At 57.2% G+C, this 18,181-nt stretch carries 16 protein-coding genes; 4 read left to right on the forward strand and 12 right to left on the reverse strand.

What is annotated here, in order from left to right:
• Nucleotides 1–15 precede the first annotated feature (15 nt).
• The 5 genes from BLL52_RS17275 to BLL52_RS17295 all read right to left on the reverse strand — a co-directional run bounded on the left by BLL52_RS17275 (nt 16) and on the right by BLL52_RS17295 (nt 6,694).
• Nucleotides 16–1,428 carry an HlyD family type I secretion periplasmic adaptor subunit gene (locus BLL52_RS17275; protein WP_241839247.1) on the reverse strand — a complete coding sequence of 471 codons (1,413 nt, stop codon included), beginning with the start codon at nt 1,426–1,428 and terminating at the stop codon, nt 16–18.
• A complete protein-coding gene (locus BLL52_RS17280) occupies nt 1,428–3,617 on the reverse strand; it encodes a type I secretion system permease/ATPase (RefSeq protein ID WP_083634027.1) in 2,190 nt (729 codons plus the stop codon). Before BLL52_RS17280 ends, BLL52_RS17275 begins: the two co-directional genes overlap by 1 nt.
• A 32-nt stretch (nt 3,618–3,649) precedes the next feature.
• Complete coding sequence (locus BLL52_RS17285) at nt 3,650–3,973, reverse strand: hypothetical protein (RefSeq protein ID WP_075587886.1); 324 nt, start codon at nt 3,971–3,973, stop codon at nt 3,650–3,652.
• A 93-nt stretch (nt 3,974–4,066) separates the two neighbouring features.
• Nucleotides 4,067–5,995 (reverse strand): bifunctional diguanylate cyclase/phosphodiesterase, encoded by a 1,929-nt coding sequence (locus BLL52_RS17290; RefSeq protein ID WP_075587887.1) that lies wholly within the window; start codon nt 5,993–5,995, stop codon nt 4,067–4,069.
• Between the two features lie 27 nt (nt 5,996–6,022).
• Nucleotides 6,023–6,694, reverse strand: coding sequence for a transglutaminase-like cysteine peptidase (locus tag BLL52_RS17295; RefSeq protein ID WP_083634028.1), 672 nt, complete (start codon nt 6,692–6,694; stop codon nt 6,023–6,025).
• Between the two features lie 120 nt (nt 6,695–6,814).
• Here BLL52_RS17295 and BLL52_RS17300 point away from each other — a divergent pair, with 120 nt between their 5' ends.
• On the forward strand, nt 6,815–8,281 hold the full coding sequence (locus BLL52_RS17300; protein WP_075587888.1) for a TolC family outer membrane protein: 1,467 nt from the start codon (nt 6,815–6,817) through the stop codon (nt 8,279–8,281).
• Nucleotides 8,282–8,495: 214 nt separating this feature from the next.
• Here BLL52_RS17300 and BLL52_RS17305 read toward each other — a convergent pair whose 3' ends face one another.
• From BLL52_RS17305 to BLL52_RS17325, 5 genes are all read right to left on the reverse strand, one after another.
• Entirely contained in the window at nt 8,496–9,464 is a 969-nt protein-coding gene (locus BLL52_RS17305) for a sensor domain-containing diguanylate cyclase (RefSeq protein ID WP_198930651.1), read from the reverse strand.
• A 30-nt stretch (nt 9,465–9,494) separates the two neighbouring features.
• Nucleotides 9,495–9,938 (reverse strand): nuclear transport factor 2 family protein, encoded by a 444-nt coding sequence (locus tag BLL52_RS21085; protein WP_075587890.1) that lies wholly within the window; start codon nt 9,936–9,938, stop codon nt 9,495–9,497.
• A gap of 195 nt (nt 9,939–10,133) precedes the next feature.
• Complete coding sequence (lolA, locus tag BLL52_RS17315; RefSeq protein WP_075588034.1) at nt 10,134–10,790, reverse strand: outer membrane lipoprotein periplasmic chaperone LolA; 657 nt, start codon at nt 10,788–10,790, stop codon at nt 10,134–10,136.
• Between the two features lie 11 nt (nt 10,791–10,801).
• Nucleotides 10,802–13,147, reverse strand: coding sequence for a DNA translocase FtsK (locus tag BLL52_RS17320; RefSeq protein ID WP_075587891.1), 2,346 nt, complete (start codon nt 13,145–13,147; stop codon nt 10,802–10,804).
• Between the two features lie 6 nt (nt 13,148–13,153).
• Nucleotides 13,154–13,828, reverse strand: a complete 675-nt coding sequence (locus BLL52_RS17325; protein ID WP_075587892.1) for a Crp/Fnr family transcriptional regulator — start codon at nt 13,826–13,828, stop codon at nt 13,154–13,156.
• 135 nt (nt 13,829–13,963) lie between these two features.
• On the opposite strand from BLL52_RS17325, the gene trxB reads away from it, so the two are divergent.
• From trxB to rpmG, 3 genes are all read left to right on the forward strand, one after another.
• Complete coding sequence (gene trxB / locus BLL52_RS17330; RefSeq protein WP_075587893.1) at nt 13,964–14,917, forward strand: thioredoxin-disulfide reductase; 954 nt, start codon at nt 13,964–13,966, stop codon at nt 14,915–14,917.
• A 175-nt stretch (nt 14,918–15,092) separates the two neighbouring features.
• Nucleotides 15,093–15,326 carry a 50S ribosomal protein L28 gene (rpmB, locus tag BLL52_RS17335; protein WP_075587894.1) on the forward strand — a complete coding sequence of 78 codons (234 nt, stop codon included), beginning with the start codon at nt 15,093–15,095 and terminating at the stop codon, nt 15,324–15,326.
• Between the two features lie 23 nt (nt 15,327–15,349).
• Complete coding sequence (rpmG, locus tag BLL52_RS17340) at nt 15,350–15,520, forward strand: 50S ribosomal protein L33 (RefSeq protein WP_075587895.1); 171 nt, start codon at nt 15,350–15,352, stop codon at nt 15,518–15,520.
• A 128-nt stretch (nt 15,521–15,648) separates the two neighbouring features.
• Here the strand turns inward: rpmG and BLL52_RS17345 are convergent, their stop codons facing one another.
• The gene (locus BLL52_RS17345) at nt 15,649–16,839 is read right to left on the reverse strand and encodes a DesA family fatty acid desaturase (RefSeq protein ID WP_075587896.1); all 1,191 of its coding nucleotides are present in this window, start codon (nt 16,837–16,839) and stop codon (nt 15,649–15,651) included.
• A 38-nt stretch (nt 16,840–16,877) separates the two neighbouring features.
• Nucleotides 16,878–18,149 carry an RsmB/NOP family class I SAM-dependent RNA methyltransferase gene (locus BLL52_RS17350; RefSeq protein ID WP_075587897.1) on the reverse strand — a complete coding sequence of 424 codons (1,272 nt, stop codon included), beginning with the start codon at nt 18,147–18,149 and terminating at the stop codon, nt 16,878–16,880.
• Nucleotides 18,150–18,181: the final 32 nt, after the last annotated feature.

The following is an 18,181-nucleotide window of genomic DNA, read 5'->3' on the forward strand; positions in this document are numbered from 1 at the left end:
TTGACTTAGCCAAATTCATCGCTCTGTCATGGCCATCGCTTTGGCTCTCAAAATCGGCTTCAAAAGATAGGTCAACACCGATTTCTTGCCCGTCAGAATGTCAACCTCGGCCATCATGCCAGGGATGATCGGCAATTTTTGCGGGCCAATGGTGGTTGACAGCGTTCTCACTCGGACCAAAAAGAAAGCGTTGCCTTTGTCATCCAGCACGCTGTCAGCGCCGATCACTTCCAACTCCGCCTCAAGGCTGCCATAGATGGCGTAGTCATAGGCGGTGAACTTCACCATCGCCTTCTGACCAGGTTTGAGGAAAGCGATGTCTCTTGGACTGACTCTGGTTTCTAGAATCAAAGCGTCATCAGAGGGCACCAACTCAATGATGTCTTTGCCCGGCTGCACCACCCCACCCACCGTGTTGACTTTGAGTTGTTTCACGGTTCCATTCACAGGCGAGCGAATTTCGGTCTGTTTCACACGGTCTTCAAGCGCAGTGCTGCCCTCCGACAACGCATTGATTTTGGCGTTGACCTCGCTTAACTCAGATCTGGCGATGTTGCGAAACGTCAGGTCGGTCTCCTGAATTTTTCTGTTGGCCTCTGACACCGCCGCTTGCAGCCTGGGAATGTCAGAGTCAGCACTGTCGCGCTCGCCGCGATAGCGCGCCACATCGCGCTCCAGTCTTAAAAGCTCCACATCAGAAATAGCCCCCGTTTTTGCCAACGGTCGGGTCATTTCGAGTTCCCTGGCGGTCAAGGAGTAGCTTTGCGCAGCTTGTTCGCGCCGTGCACGCACAGAAATGAGTTCCTGTGATCGCTGCACCGACTGCTGCCTGGCCACCGCCATGCCAGCTTCAAGCTCTGCCTGACGCGACTCAAAAAGATTGCGTTCCTGCTCGGCAATTTCAGGGGCTTCCTTGACGACTTCTGCTGGCGGTAAAAACTTGGACCCCTCTGCAATCGCCTTCAGTCGAGCCGCCTTGGCCAGCAGCGACAGGTATTGGGATTGGTTCTCGCGCAATGACGACACCATTCGCGTGGGGTCAACTTTCACCAACAAGTCACCGATTTTGACAGTCTGGCCTTCTTTGACCAAAATATCCGAGATGATGCCGCCGTCAAGGCTTTGCAGAATCTGGACTTGCCGCGACGGAATGACCTTGCCCTCACCGCGCGTCACCTCATCCAAATCAGCCAGTGCCGCCCAAACGATCAACACAAAAAAGGCAATCGCACCGAGCCAAATGAGCAGACGTGCGCCGCGCGGTGTCTGCTCAGCGATAGCCCAGTCTGCGTTGGCATCAAAGTCGCCGTCCAGCTCCTTCTGCTTGCCCATCAGCATAAGCAAAAACGCATCTATTTGCGCCGAGACAAAGCCGTAAAACCGGGACCAAACTCCTGAACTTTTGGCTGCAGGTGTGTCGTAAGCCATCATGCGGCCTTCCCGATGCGGCCACTTTGCAGCGCCTCAACCACTTGTGCCTTGGGGCCGTCAGCCATGATTTGACCGTTGTCGATCACGATCAGCCGGTCGACCATCTCAAGCAATACGTTTCGGTGGGTCACCAAAACAACTGTTTTCCCAGCGGAAAAACGCCGCAATCTGGTTTTCAAGGCATCTTCGCTTTGATGATCCATGGCGCTGCTTGGCTCGTCTAAAAGCAAAATAGGCGAATCATTCAAAACCGCGCGAGCAATACCCACCGCTTGTCGCTGGCCCCCTGACAAAGACTCGCCGCGCTCGCCGATGGCCATGTCATACCCCTGCGGGTGTCGATTGGCGAACTCCGCAACGCCAGCGATCTCAGCCGCATCAATGATGTCTTGGTCGTCCGCGAATGGCGCACCCAAGGCAATGTTTTCCTTCAATGAGCCATAGAAAAGACTGACGTCCTGCGACACGTAGCCAGCTGCCCGGCGCAGCTCTGCCGGATCGATTTGGCGCATGTCGATGCCGTCGATAGAAATGGCGCCCTCGGTCGGCTGGTGCAAGCCCAGTATCAGCTTTTGGATCGTCGACTTACCAGACCCCACGCGCCCAATCAAAGCCACCTTTTCCCCCGCTTGGATCTTGAATGACACTTTGTTCAAGGCACCCTGCTGCTGCCCGGGATAAGTAAAACTTACGTTCTTGAACTCGATCTGCCCTTGAAACCGTGTTCGGTGCAAAAACGCGGCGTCACCGCCCCGCTCAGACGGGGTTTTCATGTGACCTTCAATGGATGCCAAGCCATTTTTAGCATGATGAAACTGCATTAACAGTCCAGCGACCTGGCCAAACGGTGCCATCGCCCGACCAGCCAACATGGACGCCGCGATGATGCCGCCCATGCTGACCTGTTTGTCAATCAGCAGATACACCCCGACCACCAATACAGCGACCGTGACAAACTGCTGCAAGGTCTGCGCAAAGTTCATGACGGCCGCTGACAAAAATTTGAGTTTGCTGCCCTTTTGCGCCAGAAAAATAGTCGAGTGCTCCCACTTCCTCTGAAAGCTGCTTTCGGCCACCATGACTTTGATGGTTTCAATTCCCACCAGACTTTCTACCAACGTGGCGTTGCGCTGCGATGCTGCCCGTTGGGTGACATCCACCAATTCCTGCATTTTTTGTTGCACCAACAAGCCGGAGATCAACAACAAAATGATGCTGATCAGGGGCGGCAATATCAGCCAAGGGGATATCCAGGCGAGTACAAAAAAGAACACAAAAACAAAGGGGATATCTACCAAGGTGGTGATGGAAGCCGAGGCCACAAAATCTCTCACCGCCTCAAATGCTCTTAAATTTGCAGCAAAAGACCCCACAGATACAGGCCGATCGGCCATTTTCATGCCTAAAACTTTACCCATGATCTTGGCCGATAGGGTGACGTCAATCCTCTTGCCAGCCGTGTCCAGCACGTAAGCCCTGACCGTGCGCAGCGCCGTATCAAAGAACAGCATCAATACAACGCCGATCGCCAGAACCCACAGTGTCTCTTGCGCACGGTTCGGAACGACCCTGTCATAAACCGTCATGGTAAATAACGGCAAGGCCAGCGCAAACAGGTTGATCAAAGCCGCGGCCAGCAAACTGTCGCGGTACAAGCGCCAGTTTTGGAACACGACGCCCCAAAACCAGTGTCTGGATTTGATGTGCCCGGTATCTGGCGCGCGCTGGTCAAAATTGAACACCGGGCGGACAAAAAAGACGATGCCGCCATAGACCGCATCGAGCTCGTCTTTGGACAATACATCAGCTGATTCGCCAGATTCAGCAAACCTGACCCGTGCCTGGCCATCGGGCAGCCACTCCAACAGAATGCAAGCTTGGTTGTCTTTGAGGAGAAGAATGACAGGCAAAAGACCCGGGCGCAGATCCGCCAATTTGCGTCTGGCCAATTTGGCAGTCAGCTTGGCGCGTGCAGCAGCCCTAGGTAGCAGCGCTGGAGTGATCAGGTTGTTTTCAAGTGGTAGACCTGCTGAAAGGGCTTCGGCCGTCGTCGTCGTGCCAAAAATTCGCGCCATGGCCACAACGCACTGCAACAGCGGATCAAAATGGGCACTGTGTTCACCCACATGCCAAGACCCAAGCGGGCTGCTTCCTGCAGGGGTCGGATTCAGGTTTGGCGCGGTCATAAGGTCACAGGTTCAACGTTCATCATATGCTTTTAGATCACTCTATCGTCCGAATCCAGCAAATCTAAAGCCCCGTTTAGACGACTTCGCAGGCCTTTGCGGAACATGAGTTTTTTCTGCGCTGCAGCTGGCAGGTCGGTGTGCATGATGAGGTTCTTGGTAATCAGCACATCAATCAAATCTTCAATCACGCGAACAAATTCCGCATCAGCCGTACCAAATGACGGCTGCGGGGGCGCGTTTCCCAAAAAAGCACCCAGCTCTGGATCACTTTCTTCCAAAGGCTCACTGTTATGTAAGGTCACTTTGGACACTTGCTGAATGGAACCGTCAGGGCTACGAAGCACATGAAACATTTGAAAAAGCTCCACAAAAAGACACACGTTGACTGGGCATTGACATCCATCTTGCAGTGTATGGCCACGTAGGTTGAAGCTTGCGGCTGCGGGTCAAGCCAAGGCGACGTCCGTGACCACTGGGCCGGTAGCCCCATCGAAACCCACAGCACTCAGGGCCCGCAAATCATCCGCACTGGCAGCACCCTCTGCAATCACTGTGAGGCCAATGCTGTGCGCAATGGCGGAGAGTCCACGCAAGAATGCCTGATTGCCCGCATTCGCGTGGATACCGCGAATAAAGCTGGCGTCTACCTTGAGATAGTCAAGCCCCAAATCATGAAAGCGCCCAAACTCGCTGAATTGGCGGCCAAAGTGCTCCAAACCTATCTGACATTTCAGATCGCGCAGCTCCAGACACAGGGCGCGAAACGCCTCGAAGTGCACCAGCGCCCCCGCCTCAGAGACTTCTAGCCACAGGCGTGATGTGCCAGGCCGACTCAACAACGCCTTACGCAATTTGGCGCGAAATTCCGGCAACTGGATTGAACTCGCCGACAAATTGATCGCCAGACCGGTCAGATTTGGTTTGTTTTCAAGTTCGGTCAAGCCCAGTTCAACCGCAGCCAAGTCCAGCTGTGGGGTGAGCTTCAAGCGCTCAGCGACGGGTAAAAAATACCCGGCTGGATGCCACTCGCCGTGGGCATCAAACATCAGCCGCAACGGGCATTCGCGGTGTATCAAACCACCCTCCAGGGTCATCACCGGGAAGGAAACCAGTCGAACCCATTTCTCGCTCAGCGCCCTTTGGATGATGGTGGCCCAATCCTTGGCGCTTTTTGGCAGCGCCTCATTGTCGTAGCCACCACAAAAATGCAGCCCATCACGCGCCTCCAGTTCGGCTGCGGCCAGGGCAGTATCAACCTGCGCCAGGATGTTGTCCACCTCCATGCCAGGCGGGAAATAGCCACCGCCTAGCCAAGTGGTTGCTTTATCCGGGACAAAGGCGCCGGTGGCCGAGGTCAGCGCGGACAAAAGATTTTTCGCGACTTTTGTCAGTTCAAACCGACTGGTGCCCGGCAGCAGCAGAGCAAAGTCGGCACCATTGAGTCGCGCGGCCAACGCCTCCGGGTGCAGGGCGGCGACCTCTTCCAAGGCGCTCCCGAAACGGCACAACAGTTCGTCGGTCGCCGCCCGGCCCAGCGTCTGATTAACCACGGCCAAGTTGGCCAGCCTAGCAATGATGACGGATTCGCCAGCAGAGTCTTGGGCTATGGACGCTTCACGCAGCCGCGCCAGAAAATAACTTCGATTCGCCAAGCCGGTCAGCGGGTCACAGTTGGCATCTTGGCGCACCTTGTCCAGCCTGGCAGCTTCCTCCTCAAACATGCTTTTCAGACGTTTGACGGTCGCGTTCATGGCGGATGCCAGCTGTTTCAGTTCTGGCACCTCGGGTTCTTCTATTGTCACAAACCTTCTATTGGTGATCGCATTGGCTTGACCAATCACCGCATCCAGTGGCTTGCGCAAACGCCTGAGCACCAGTGAGCCCAAATAGCCGCCAACCAACCCTGCCAGGATCAATGCCAGTGCCACTTGTTGTGCACTTTTCCACAGCGCCGCGTAGGCAAACCGGCTGTGGCTGACCAGGGTGACCGTGCCAAACTGCTTCCAGCCATTGCTGATTTGAGCCAAGCCCGGGTCGGCATGGATCGGCAACGCGCGCACAAACCAGCGCGGTGCGTTCAAGTCAACCTCGGTCGCAACCCGCGTCACCATCACCGCGCCCGCCGGGTCAGTCACGCTGATACGCTCGTAGTGGCCGCGGTCAAACATAGACGAGACGACCAGCTCCACCATCACCGGGTCGGGGTTGCTCTGGCTGAGCGACAAAGCCAGCGCAGTGGCGTTGTCAGCGTTCTTGATTGACAGCTGCGACTGCAGATAGCTGCGTGCACTGAGCATTGAAGCAAGCATGCTGCCGCAAAGCGCCAGCAACGTGCTGACGATGATGGCAAGCCACAGTTGGCGGTACATGGACATGGGGGTCAACTCCTGTTTCTAATCGGACTATTCAAAGCCCTCTGCGCGCGCGCGCTTGAGTAAATCTTCCCAGCGCGACAGGCGGCCCGCGCCCTGAGCGGGCGCAACCACGGTGCTGCTGGTTCCGGCAAAAATACCTTGCGTGTTAAAACTGAACACCGGCGTCAAATCCGGGCGACCTGAGGCCAAGCGCACATCGCCCAGCAGGTTGTCCAGCACCACTGGCTCCGCCTCGGGTGTGGCATAAAACGCCAACACCATATGCGCCTGCCGAGGTGCTGCCGCGCCAGAGCCTGTGCGCGCGTAAACATAAATCAGCCGCAATTTTTCTACCGGCACGCCCATCAGCTTGAGCGTGAAAAACTTTGCAATCACAAAGTCCTCACAATCGCCAGCACCCCGGCCCATCGTCTCGAAGGGTGTGGCCCAGTAGTCCGGCTGACCCCACACAGCGACATCGTCGGCAAAGACAACGCTCCGGTTAAAAAACTGGTTGACCTGCTTGAGCCGTTCTTCATCTTGTAAGGCAGCAGCCGAAGCAATTAACTCACGCCAAGCTCGAAACTTGACGAGGTCGCCTTGAGGCCACTGTTTGACATAGGAAGCTTGCAAAGTGTCGGCATCAGGCGCTGCGCCCACCGCCAGCACGACCGTGAGCCCGATAAAAAAATGGCAGACTTTGTGCAATAGGTCACGCATGCTGTCGGTCTGTTACAAATTGCAACCCTAAAATCCGCAGTCGTTGCACTGGGTAGACGGTCATACCCTTGATTGGTCAGTCATGAGTTGCTGAGAATAACTTATCTTGAAAGGTACACCATGTATTTCAAACCATCTCTCGTGGCATTTGCTGTCGCGCTTGTCACCACTGGCATGGCCTGGGGCCAGAGTGCCATCACACTGAAAGATTCGGTTGAGCGCGCCGTGCTTAAAAACCCCGAGGTGATGGTCAAGAACGAAAACTTCTTGGCGGCGACCAGCGAACAAGACGCGTCCAAAGGCGGCTGGAGACCACGGGTTGATCTGAATCTGACCGCGGGTCGCGAAAGCTCCAAAACGCCTGGCTCTGCAGACTACAACAGCTACAACCATTCCCTCGGCGTGATCCAGTTGCGCCAGACATTGTTTGATGGGTTCGCCGTCGCAAGCGACGTGCGCCGCCTGGGGCACAGCCGTATGGCGGCTTACTACGACCTGATTTCAACCAGCGACCAGATTGCTCTGGAAACCGCCGGTGCTTATGTGGACGTGTTGCGCTACCGCGAACTCGTGCGGTTGGCCGAAGAGAACTACGCCAGCCACCGCGACGTGAACGAGCGACTCACCGAGCGCACCAACGCTGGCGTGGGTCGGCGAGTGGATACGGAGCAGTCTTCTGGAAGAATGGCACTGGCTGAATCCAACTGGTTGACAGAAGTCAGCAACCTACATGATGTTTCAGCACGCTACCACCGGTTGGTGGGCGAAGAGCCAGTTGCCACCATGAACCCGGTGCCACAACTGAGTAGTTTTTTGCCAGCCAGAGCCGATTTTGTGGCCCAAACAGTGCGCACAAACCCGGACTTTCTCAGCGCCGTGTCCACCATCCGAGCTTACCGGGCTGATGTTGAGTTGCGCAAATCCAGCTACTGGCCAACCGTCGAGTTGCGGCTCAGCCAGGCCATCGAACGCAACCGTGAGGGCCAGAACGGCACTTACCGTGACCGCGCTATTGAATTGGTGATGAACTACAACCTGTACAACGGCGGCTCTGACTCGGCACGGGTGAAGCAATATGCCGCCAAACTGAACGCCGCTTATGACCTGCGCGACAAACAGTGCCGCGACGTGCGCCAGACATCGTTGATTGCGCTGAACGATGTCTCCCGCCTGGAGTCTCAGCAAAGCCTGCTGGCACAGCACGAGCTATCCACCGCCAAGGCGCGTGAAGCCTACCGCCAGCAATTCGACATTGGCCAGCGCTCCTTGCTGGATTTGCTCGATACGGAAAACGAGCTCTATGAGGCGCGCCGCGCGCTGGTTAACGCCCAATACGATCTCGAGCTGGCCAAAGCCCGTGTGCTGGCCGCCAATGGCACATTACTGCAAGCGTTGGAATTGCGCCCCCTGCAAACCGAGGTCCCTGCGCTTGCGGGTGGTACCGATAATGAGGACGGTGCCCTGACCTGCAGCCTGGCCATGCCCGAAATGATGGTGCTTAAAAAACAGGATCTGGCCAAAACCTCGGTCACCAGCAAGCCTGTACCGGCTTTAGCGCCGACTGCGGTGCCCGCTGTGGCCAAATGACGGCAGGATGGACCGGCAGTCACCCACTGCGGTTCAACCAGTAACAACAAGGATTTCAAAGCCTACCCGGCTGCCTAAAGCGACACGTTTGAGCCTTGAAATTTGTTGCCAACGAATGGAGGATCACGCGTGAAGCCATCACCAAAGTTCGCTCCTTTTAAGCTGGCGAAGGCTTTGTCAACAGTGTTGCTCTTGGGTGCCGCCGCCAGATACCTCAGCGGTCTGAAAACCGGATGACGTTGCGGCCTGCAGCTTTGGCTTGGTACATGGCGTTATCCGCCCATTTCAGGAGATCATGCTGGCTGGCTTCCTGACCCAGGAACAGCACCACACCCAGGCTGGCAGAGCATTGGTGCTGAACTACGGCCTCAGCCTGATCCGTCTGCATGACCTTCAAAAGATAGGGCGCAGCCAGACTGTTGCGGATTTTCTCGGCTACTTCAGTGGCCTGGCGCAGGGACATTAGCTTGACGGTACTCAACTCATCCAGGATCACCACAAACTCGTCACCGCCAAAACGCGCCACGGTGTCCTTCTGGCGCACACAGTGCACCAGGCGCCGGGCCACCTCAAGCAACAGAAAATCGCCCACGTCGTGGCCGTGCAGGTCGTTAAGTATCTTGAAGTTATCCAGATCGAGAACGATCACCGCGCCATAGTTGCCACTTCGCTTGATCACCGCGATGCTCTGGCGCAGTCGGTCATCTAGCAGCCGCCGATTGGGCAAATTCGTCAGCGGATCAAAAAAAGCCAGTTGACGAACTTCGCTTTCCAGGCGAACCCGATCGGTGCATTCACGGGTCGTGCCGTGGTAGCCCACGATCTCGCCGCGCGCGTCAAAGTCTCGCTTGGCGATAACTTCGCCCCACAAAACCCCTGCGTTTTTGGTCCGATGCTGCGCGTTAAAGGTCAGGTATTCGTCTGGTGCGGTACGGCTCGGTGCCCCTTCAGATCTCTTCTCGATCAGCGCCTTCACCGAGGCCACACCGTCCTCGGTAAACAGGTCAAACACCTGCTGGCCAATCACCTCTTTTGCTTTGAAACCGCGCAGCCGCTCGTCAGCCGGGCTGATGTAGGTGATGCGCAGATCGCGGTCGGTCTTCCAGATTACGTCCAGGGCTTCTTCTGTCAGCAAACGGTACAGCGCCTCGCTTTCCCGAAGCTCTTGGGTGCGCTGCGTCACCAAGGCCCCCAGCTCAGTGTTGCGATCCTGTCATCCTTTGAGGGGGTAGACCTCACCTGCCTGCACCAAAGCGTAAGGAATCGAGATACCGCTGTGCGCAATTTTCCAATCCTCGTTTTCAAGGCGGAAGATCAGCACCAGCCTTGCCGTCTCCTTGGACAGCACACTTTCGTTACCGGGCAAGTGAATGTGGAAAAAGGCCGTCACCACCACCACATCCTGACTCAGGTCCTGCAAGGCGATGTCGATCATGTCGATACGCAACGGCTCGGTCACCTGGGAAAAATCCTGTCGGGTGATCTTCACCCACTCGGCGCGGTCCTTGACGAGGAAATTCCCCCCGCCGGTGTAACCACTGAAGTTGTCACTGAATCGCGCCGTCAGCCGGTCGTCGCGCGTGGCGTACTGCGCGATGTAGTCATCAAACAATGACCTGATTTTGGACAGTCGATCCGATTTCAAAGGCGAAGACATGGGAACGAGCTGGTGGGGGTCAATCTGGTGGCAGCGAACTTGACACCGGTATCGACGGTACCCAATTCATCTGAAACACTGGCTATTGTCGACGTTGACCGCCAAGCTGCAGCCCAAACTAGATCAAGTCTAGGCTAAAAATAGGCCTGATTCTGATGTAGGCACCAGACGAAGCAGCGTCGGCGGTGACCTACCTCATTGCCGGAGAATATCTGCGCCAACTGGCGGCTTGAAGTCAAACGCGTTGGCAGGCAAAGCCGGGTTAACCTGAAAGCCCGAAAAACTCAGCACCGAACGCTGACCAAAGCTGTCCAGAATTTCCAGCACTTCCAGCGTCGGCGCTCCGTTGGCTGAGGCTTTCAAGCCCACACGCACCGTCTGCAACTGCCCGTCTGTGGCGGTAGGCGTGGCTACTACCCACTCCAAACCATCTTTGTCAGGCGCATCGGCCAGAGCGAAGTCGGCTTGCAGCGCCTTCAAATCAGCGGCAGAGGCAATCAGCGCCGCCGGGGTTGAACCCAGCACCTGCGACTGCAGGCGCGCGGTGACCTGGTTCAGGTCTTGGTCATACAGCCACAACGTCTGGCCATCGGCGACGATGGTCTGAGCAAAAGGTTTGACGTAGGTGAATTTGAAACGACTGGGCCGGGAAAACTCGAACTGGCCGCTGGATTTTTTCACTCTCGGTACCCGGCCGTCTTTGGCAGGCGAGGTCACCACCTGGGTAAAGTCAGCCTGGCCCGTCTTCACGGTTTTGACAAACTCTTCCAAGCTTTTTAGGCCTGTAGCCCACGTGTTACCTGCGGTAGCAGCTATCAAAGTTGTAGCAAGAAAAAACCGTTTAAATTGCATGGTTTGCCCTGTCATTCGTTGCGCGCCGGAACCAAAATGTCGCGCTGGCCGCTGGTGCTCATGCTGCTGACCAGACCGGCCTTTTCCATGTCTTCCACCAGCCGAGCCGCGCGGTTGTAGCCAATCTTCAAGTGACGCTGCACCAGCGAGATACTGGCTTTGCGGTTTTTGAGCACCACTTCCACCGCCTGGTCGTACAGCGGATCTTTTTCGCCACCGCCGCCGTCGAGTGTGCCTGCACCGTCTTCACCATCGACCGTGCCACCCTCCAGAATCCCTTCAATGTAATTGGGCTCGCCCTGGCTTTTCAGGTAGCCAACTACGCGGTGCACTTCCTCGTCGCTGACAAACGCACCATGCACGCGAACGGGTAAGCCGGTGCCACTGGGCATGTAAAGCATGTCGCCCATGCCCAGCAGGGCTTCAGCGCCCATTTGGTCGAGGATGGTGCGGCTGTCGATCTTGCTGCTGACCTGAAACGCAATACGCGTCGGAATATTCGCCTTGATCAGCCCGGTGATCACATCCACGCTGGGGCGCTGGGTGGCCAGAATCAGGTGGATACCGGCAGCCCGTGCCTTTTGCGCCAAGCGGGCGATGAGTTCTTCAATCTTCTTGCCCACCACCATCATCAAATCAGCCAGTTCGTCGATCACCACCACGATGTGCGGCAGGCGCTCCAGTGGCTCGGGCGCTTCAGGCGTCAGGCTGAACGGGTTGCCAATCAGCTCGCCGCGCGCCTTGGCGTCGTCCATGCGGGTATTGAAGCCCGCTAGGTTGCGCACGCCCATCTTGCTCATCAGTTTGTAGCGGCGCTCCATTTCGGCCACGCACCAGGTCAGGCCGTTGGCCGCCTGTTTCATGTCGGTGACCACCGGGCACAGCAGGTGCGGAATGCCCTCATACACCGACATCTCCAGCATCTTGGGGTCAATCATCAGCAAGCGCACGTCATGCGCCTCGGCCTTGTACAGCAGGCTCAAAATCATCGCGTTGATACCCACCGACTTGCCAGAACCCGTGGTACCAGCCACCAAAACGTGCGGCATTTTTGCCAGGTCAGCCACCACCGGGTTGCCGATGATGTCTTTGCCCAAACCCATGGTCAGCATGGATTTGGCTTCGTTGTAGATCTTGGAGCCAAGAATCTCGCTGAGCTTGATGGTCTGGCGCTTGGCATTGGGCAATTCCAGCGCCATGTAGTTCTTGCCCGGTATGGTTTCCACCACACGGATCGACACCAGGCTCAAAGACCGCGCCAGGTCTTTGGCCAAGCCCACAATTTGTGAACCTTTAACCCCCGTGGCCGGCTCGATTTCATAACGCGTGATCACCGGGCCAGGCTGCGCCAGCACCACGGACACGTCCACACCGAAGTCTTTGAGCTTTTTCTCGATCATGCGGCTGGTCATCTCCAGCGTCTCGGGTGCCACGGTTTCCTGGCGCAACAGGGCTGCATCGAGCAAATCGACCTGTGGCAGCTTGCCATCGAGTTCGCGAAACAGCGGCTTCTGGCGCTCTTTGACCGCCCGGTCGCTCTTGGGTACTGCGGCCAGCAGCGGCTCGATCACGACCACCGGTTTGGGATGCGGCCCAGCCATGTCTTGGCGCTCTTCCACCCGCACTTCGGCGCGCGCCTGTGCGGCCTGCTGGCCCAGGGCCACGTCTTCTTCCAGGGCGATCTTTTCGCGCCGGGTATCGATCTGGCTGAACATCCAGGCGCCTAGCCGCTCGGCCAACTGTCCCCAGGAAAACCCAAACACCAGCGACGAGCCGATGACGCCAGTGGCTATGGCCACCAGCCCCGAGCCGGTGTAGCCGAGCAACTGCATCCCCAGCGGCCCCACAAAATAGCCCAAAACGCCCCCGCTATGGCCGGGCAGTTGCGCCTCCAGGCTGTAAAAACGCGTCCACTCCAACATCGCGCTGGCACACAGCAGCAGCACCAGACCCAGCCAGAACAGCGCCCGGTCACGCCCCGGCCGTGGCACTGATTCCAGTGGCACACCAGGTGCCAGTGGCCTGTCGTGGCCGCGCAGCCAGCGTGCCAAAGCCGACAGCCAGACGCGCAAACCCGCCGCCACACCCCACCACACCGAATAGCCCAGCAAGAAATAACTGCCATCGGCCAGCCAGGCCCCAAGCTGGCCCGCGTAATTGCGTTGCGGCGCACCTGTCCCAGACGTGGACCAGGCCAGATCAAGCGGGGAATAGCTCAGCAAGGCCAGCAGCCACAGTGCCAGGGCGGCAGAGGCCAATACCAGCCAAAGTTCATCGGCAAAGCGACCCAGGCCGGAGCGCGGCGCTCTGGACGTGTCGCCGCGGGATGCATTGAGGGTGTTAAGTGAGTAAGTCATAGACTGTTAGCGCGGGATCAGGCGGCGTTCGTTGAGCTCAATAGAGCCGTCTTCCTGCGGATTGATGAAGCCTTGGTCTTCAAAATCGCGCATCACCCGGCTCACCATTTCGCGAGAGGCACCAACCATCTTGGCGATGTCCTGGCGTGTCATCTTGTCGCAAATCAGCAGACCTTGGTCTCCTCTGGGTTGGGCAGCGTCCATCAGCACTTTGGCCACGCGCCCGTACACATCCATCAGCGCCAGTGAAATCACCTTGTCACTCGACTGACGCAACCGTTGCACCAGCCCCTTCATGATCCAGACGGCAATGGTCTGGTTTTCGGCCAGGCAACGTACAAACTCGGCATGGCTGAGCACCAGCACATCGGTCTGCACCTCGGTTTTAACGCTGGCAGAGTGAGCTTTGCCATCGATCAGGCTCATCTCACCGATGTAATCACCCTGCCCTAGCGTATTCAGAATCACCTCTTTGGCGCACCGGTCGGACATGATCACCCGCGCCCGACCGGACAAAATAATGAACAAAGCACCGCTTATCCGACCCTGTTCGATAATCAGTTCACCCCGTTTGAAGCGCTGTTTGACTACCGTCTTAGACAAATGCGACATCTGCGACGCAGTCAATCCCGAGAAAATAGGAACCCGGCGCAGCAAGTCTGAAGTTGTCAACATCGCCATCTCATCACCCTTATAAACTCTAACCCCTGGAACGCATAGGATTTCAATGCATCAAAATAGCGGTTGAGCAACCAGCTAGTTTAGAAACTATTCGCAACTGTACACGGCAACCACCCTGGCTTTAAAAGGTAACAAATGACAACACAACGCCATTCCCAAGTGCTGATTCTCGGATCCGGCCCCGCTGGTTACACCGCCGCCATTTACGCGGCACGCGCCAACCTGTCTCCGGTGTTGGTCACCGGTATGGCGCAGGGCGGCCAGCTGATGACCACCACCGATGTGGACAATTGGCCCTCAGACGTGCATGGCGTGCAAGGCCCGGACCTGATGCAACGGTTTCTGGAGCATGCAGAGCGTTTCAAAACCCACATCGTGTTTGACCAGATCAGTCAGGTGGATTTCTCCAAACGCCCGTTCACCCTGGTGGGCGACAGCGCCACCTACACCTGCGACGCGCTGATTCTGGCCACCGGTGCCTCGGCCAAGTACCTGGGCCTGCCATCGGAAGAAGCTTTCATGGGCCGTGGCGTTTCCGGCTGCGCCACCTGCGACGGCTTTTTCTACCGCAATGAGGTCTGCTGCGTTGTCGGCGGTGGCAATTCGGCGGTGGAAGAAGCGATGTACCTGGCCAACATTGCCAGCAAGGTCTACCTGATCCACCGCCGCGACAAGTTCCGCGCTGAACCGATCATCATCGACAAGCTGATGGAAAAAGTGGCAGCGGGCAAGATTGAGCTGCGCACCTTCAGCACACTGGACGAAGTGCTGGGCGACGAAACCGGCGTGACCGGTGTGCGCATCAATAACATCACCACCGGCGCGCTTGAAGAACTGACGCTCAAAGGCTGCTTCATCGCCATCGGTCACGCACCCAACACCGCTATTTTCGAGGGCCAGTTGGCCATGGAAGGCGGTTACATCATCACGCAAGGTGGAAGCAAAGGCTTTGCCACCCAGACCAGTGTGCCCGGCATTTTTGCCGCTGGCGATGTGCAGGACCACGTTTACCGCCAGGCCATCACCAGCGCCGGTACTGGCTGCATGGCGGCACTCGATGCGCAACGCTTTCTGGATCAGCAGGGTTAAAACCCTTGCACCAGCGAGCTAAAAGCCCGCCCCGATAGCGGGCTATAATGATCGGCTTTGCTGAACGCTCCCGTGAGGGAATCGATCAGCAATCGGGTTACCGCCACCCTTTTTCTTGGCGAGGTGAGGCTCCCAACGTCAGTTGGGGCCGTTAAAAAGTATCGGAGTGACCTCAATGGCACGCGTATGTGAAGTCACGGGCAAAGGCCCGATGGTCGGGAACAAGGTTTCCCACGCCAACAACAGAACCAAGCGCCGGTTTCTGCCAAACCTGCAATATCGCCGCTTCTGGGTTGAGTCTGAAAACCGCTGGATTCGTCTGCGGATCTCCAACGCCGGTCTGCGTTTGATCGACAAAAAAGGCATCGACACTGTGCTCGCAGACTTGCGCGCGCGTGGTCAGGCTTAATCACTCCATTCAGAAAGACCATCATGGCAAGCAAAGGCGGACGCGAAAAAATCAAGCTGGAATCGACAGCCGGCACCGGTCACTTCTACACGACCGACAAGAACAAGAAGACCACTCCTGAGAAGCTGCTGATCAAGAAATTTGATCCCAAAGCTCGCAAGCACGTGGACTACAAGGAAATCAAGCTGAAGTAATTCAGCGCCTTCCTGACCACAAAAAAGCCCGCATGATGCGGGCTTTTTTGTGGTCAAAATACTCTTTTAATAATAGCTACCAGCGCAATCTCCATAAGGGCTAGAAGCCTAAAACGCTTATAAAATTTTCAGGCCCGCACAGAGCGCAGGCGCAAGGAAAACTCTTGCAGCGCAGCAATGCCGCTGGCCTCGGCCCGCTGGCACCAGCCCTGCAAATCGGCGGCAAGTTGTTCACGGGTGTGCGAGCGGTTCAGCCACATCTGGCGCAACTCTTCACGCATCACCACCATCTTGTCGAGCACCGGCGAGGCAGCCCGCGCGGCTGCCAGCTGCGCGGCAACGGCCTTCGGGATCTTCTCGGCATCACGGTGCAGCCAGCTTCTGGCAGCGCGAATCACGGCCACGTCTGCCTGGCGGGCTTTGAGCGCAGCCACCTCGTCATTAAAGGCGCGACGCATGCCCTTGGCGTAGCCCGCCATCAGTTCAAAGCGGTTTTGAATCAGCGCTTCGAGCGTTTGCTCGTCTGCCATAGCGCGCACCATGCCCAGCGCCAGCTTCGGCGGTGTCTTTTTGACGCTGGCCAAACCAAGGCGCTGCAACAGACTGATGTACATCCAGCCAATGTCGAACTCGTAGCGCTTCACCGACAGCTTGGCCGATGTCGGGTAGGTGTGATGGTTGTTGTGCAACTCTTCCCCGGCAATCAGCACACCCCAGGGCGAGATGTTGGTGCTGGCATCGGGTGCTTCAAAGTTTCGGTAGCCCCAGTAATGCGCCGCGCCGTTGATGATGCCTGCGGCCATCACTGGCGTCCAGATCATTTGCACCGCCCACACGGCCAGGCCCGCGGCACCAAACAGGGTCAGGTCGATGAGCAGCATGGCCACGACACCCACCATGGAAAAACGGCTGTACAGGTTGCGTTCGAGCCAGTCATTGGGGGTGCCATGACCGTAACGCGCCAGCGTTTCCTGGTTTTTCGTTTCCTTGCGATACAGCTCGTAGCCCTGCAGCAGCACAGTTTTGATGCCGTAGACATGCGGGCTGTGCGGGTCTTGCGGCTGTTCGCACTTGGCATGGTGCTTACGGTGGATAGATGCCCACTCTTTGGTCACCTGCCCGGTGGTCAGCCACAGCCAGAAGCGAAAAAAATGCGCCGCGATCGGGTGCAGATCCAGCGCGCGGTGCGCCTGGTGCCGATGTAAAAAGATGGTGACGCTGATCATGGAGATGTGTGTCATCACCAGCGTGAACAGCACGATTTGCCACGCACTCAGGCTCCACAGGCCTTGTGCGGCCCAGTCCAACAACGAATTCATCTTTTTGCCTCTCTTGATTTAAGGCGTGATAGCCAAAACTACTTGCGCTGCCAGACAGCGGCAAAAAACCCGTCAGTCTGGTGCTTGTGCGGCCAAAGCCTTAGATATCGCTGGCTGTTGTCGCCACCGCTGCACAAGTCTGCGGCTTGCGCCACTTTGAGGCCGGTCAGCACTTCACCAACGTCCATCGGCTCAAAATCAGGATTAGCTTGCGAAAACGCCTGCGCAATGGCTTCGTTTTCCTGCGGCAGCACGCTGCAGGTGGCATACACCAAACGGCCACCCGACTTCAGCAGGCGCGCCGCGCTTTGCAGGATGGCGGCTTGCTTGACCGTCATTTCCTCCACAGCTTTCATGTCCTGACGCCATTTCAGATCAGGATTGCGGCGCAGTGTGCCCAGGCCGGTGCAGGGCGCGTCCACCAGCACCCGGTCAATCTTGCCTGATAGACGCTTCACGCGGTCGTCGCGCTCATGGGCAATCGCCGCTGGATGCACATTGCTCAGGCCGCTGCGTGCCAGCCGTGACTTGAAGGCGTCCAGCCGACCTGCTGACGTATCAAACGCATACAGGCGCCCAGTTGAGCGCATGGCTGCGCCAATGGCCAGCGTCTTGCCGCCAGCACCCGCACAAAAATCCACCACCATCTCACCGCGTTTGGCATCAAGCAGCATGGACAACAGCTGCGAACCCTCGTCCTGCACCTCAAAATCACCGCGCACAAAGGCCTCATGCTTGTTCAGCGTCGGCTTGCCCGCAATGCGCAAGCCCCACGGGGAATACGCTGTGGGCACGGCCTTGATGCCAGACACTGCCAGCGCCTTTTGCACGTCAGCACGCTTGGCCTTGAAGGTGTTCACGCGCAAGTCCAGCCCGGCGCCTTTGTTCAAGCTCTCCACCAGAGGCCAGAAGTCAACCCCCAGCTGGTCTTTGAGGGGCTGCACCAACCACTCAGGCAGGTTGTGGCGATGGCGCTCCATCAGGTCTTGCGGCTTGATTTTTTCACATTGATCAAGCCAGTTGACTTCTTGCTCACTTAAAGCGCTGCGTAAAAAGTCGCCGGGGCCGTAAAAGCCCAGAATCGCCAGACGGCGCTCTTTGGGGCCGCTGCCCGAGGGTGCAAAGTGGTCAAACAGGTTCTTTTTGCGCAGCACGGTGTAGACCGTCTCGGTCAGCGTGGCGCGCTCGCGCGGCCCCAAGCCACGGTTGTCGCGGAAAAACCGCGACACGATGGCGTCAGCCGGGTGATCTAATTTGAGGGTCAGACGCACCAGTTCAGAACAGGCGTCAAGCAGGGCTTTTGGATGCATAGCCGGGCATTGTCCCATGCCTGATTCCACCG

The sequence above is a fragment of the Rhodoferax antarcticus ANT.BR genome, from assembly GCF_001938565.1.
Lineage (GTDB): Bacteria > Pseudomonadota > Gammaproteobacteria > Burkholderiales > Burkholderiaceae_C > Rhodoferax > Rhodoferax antarcticus.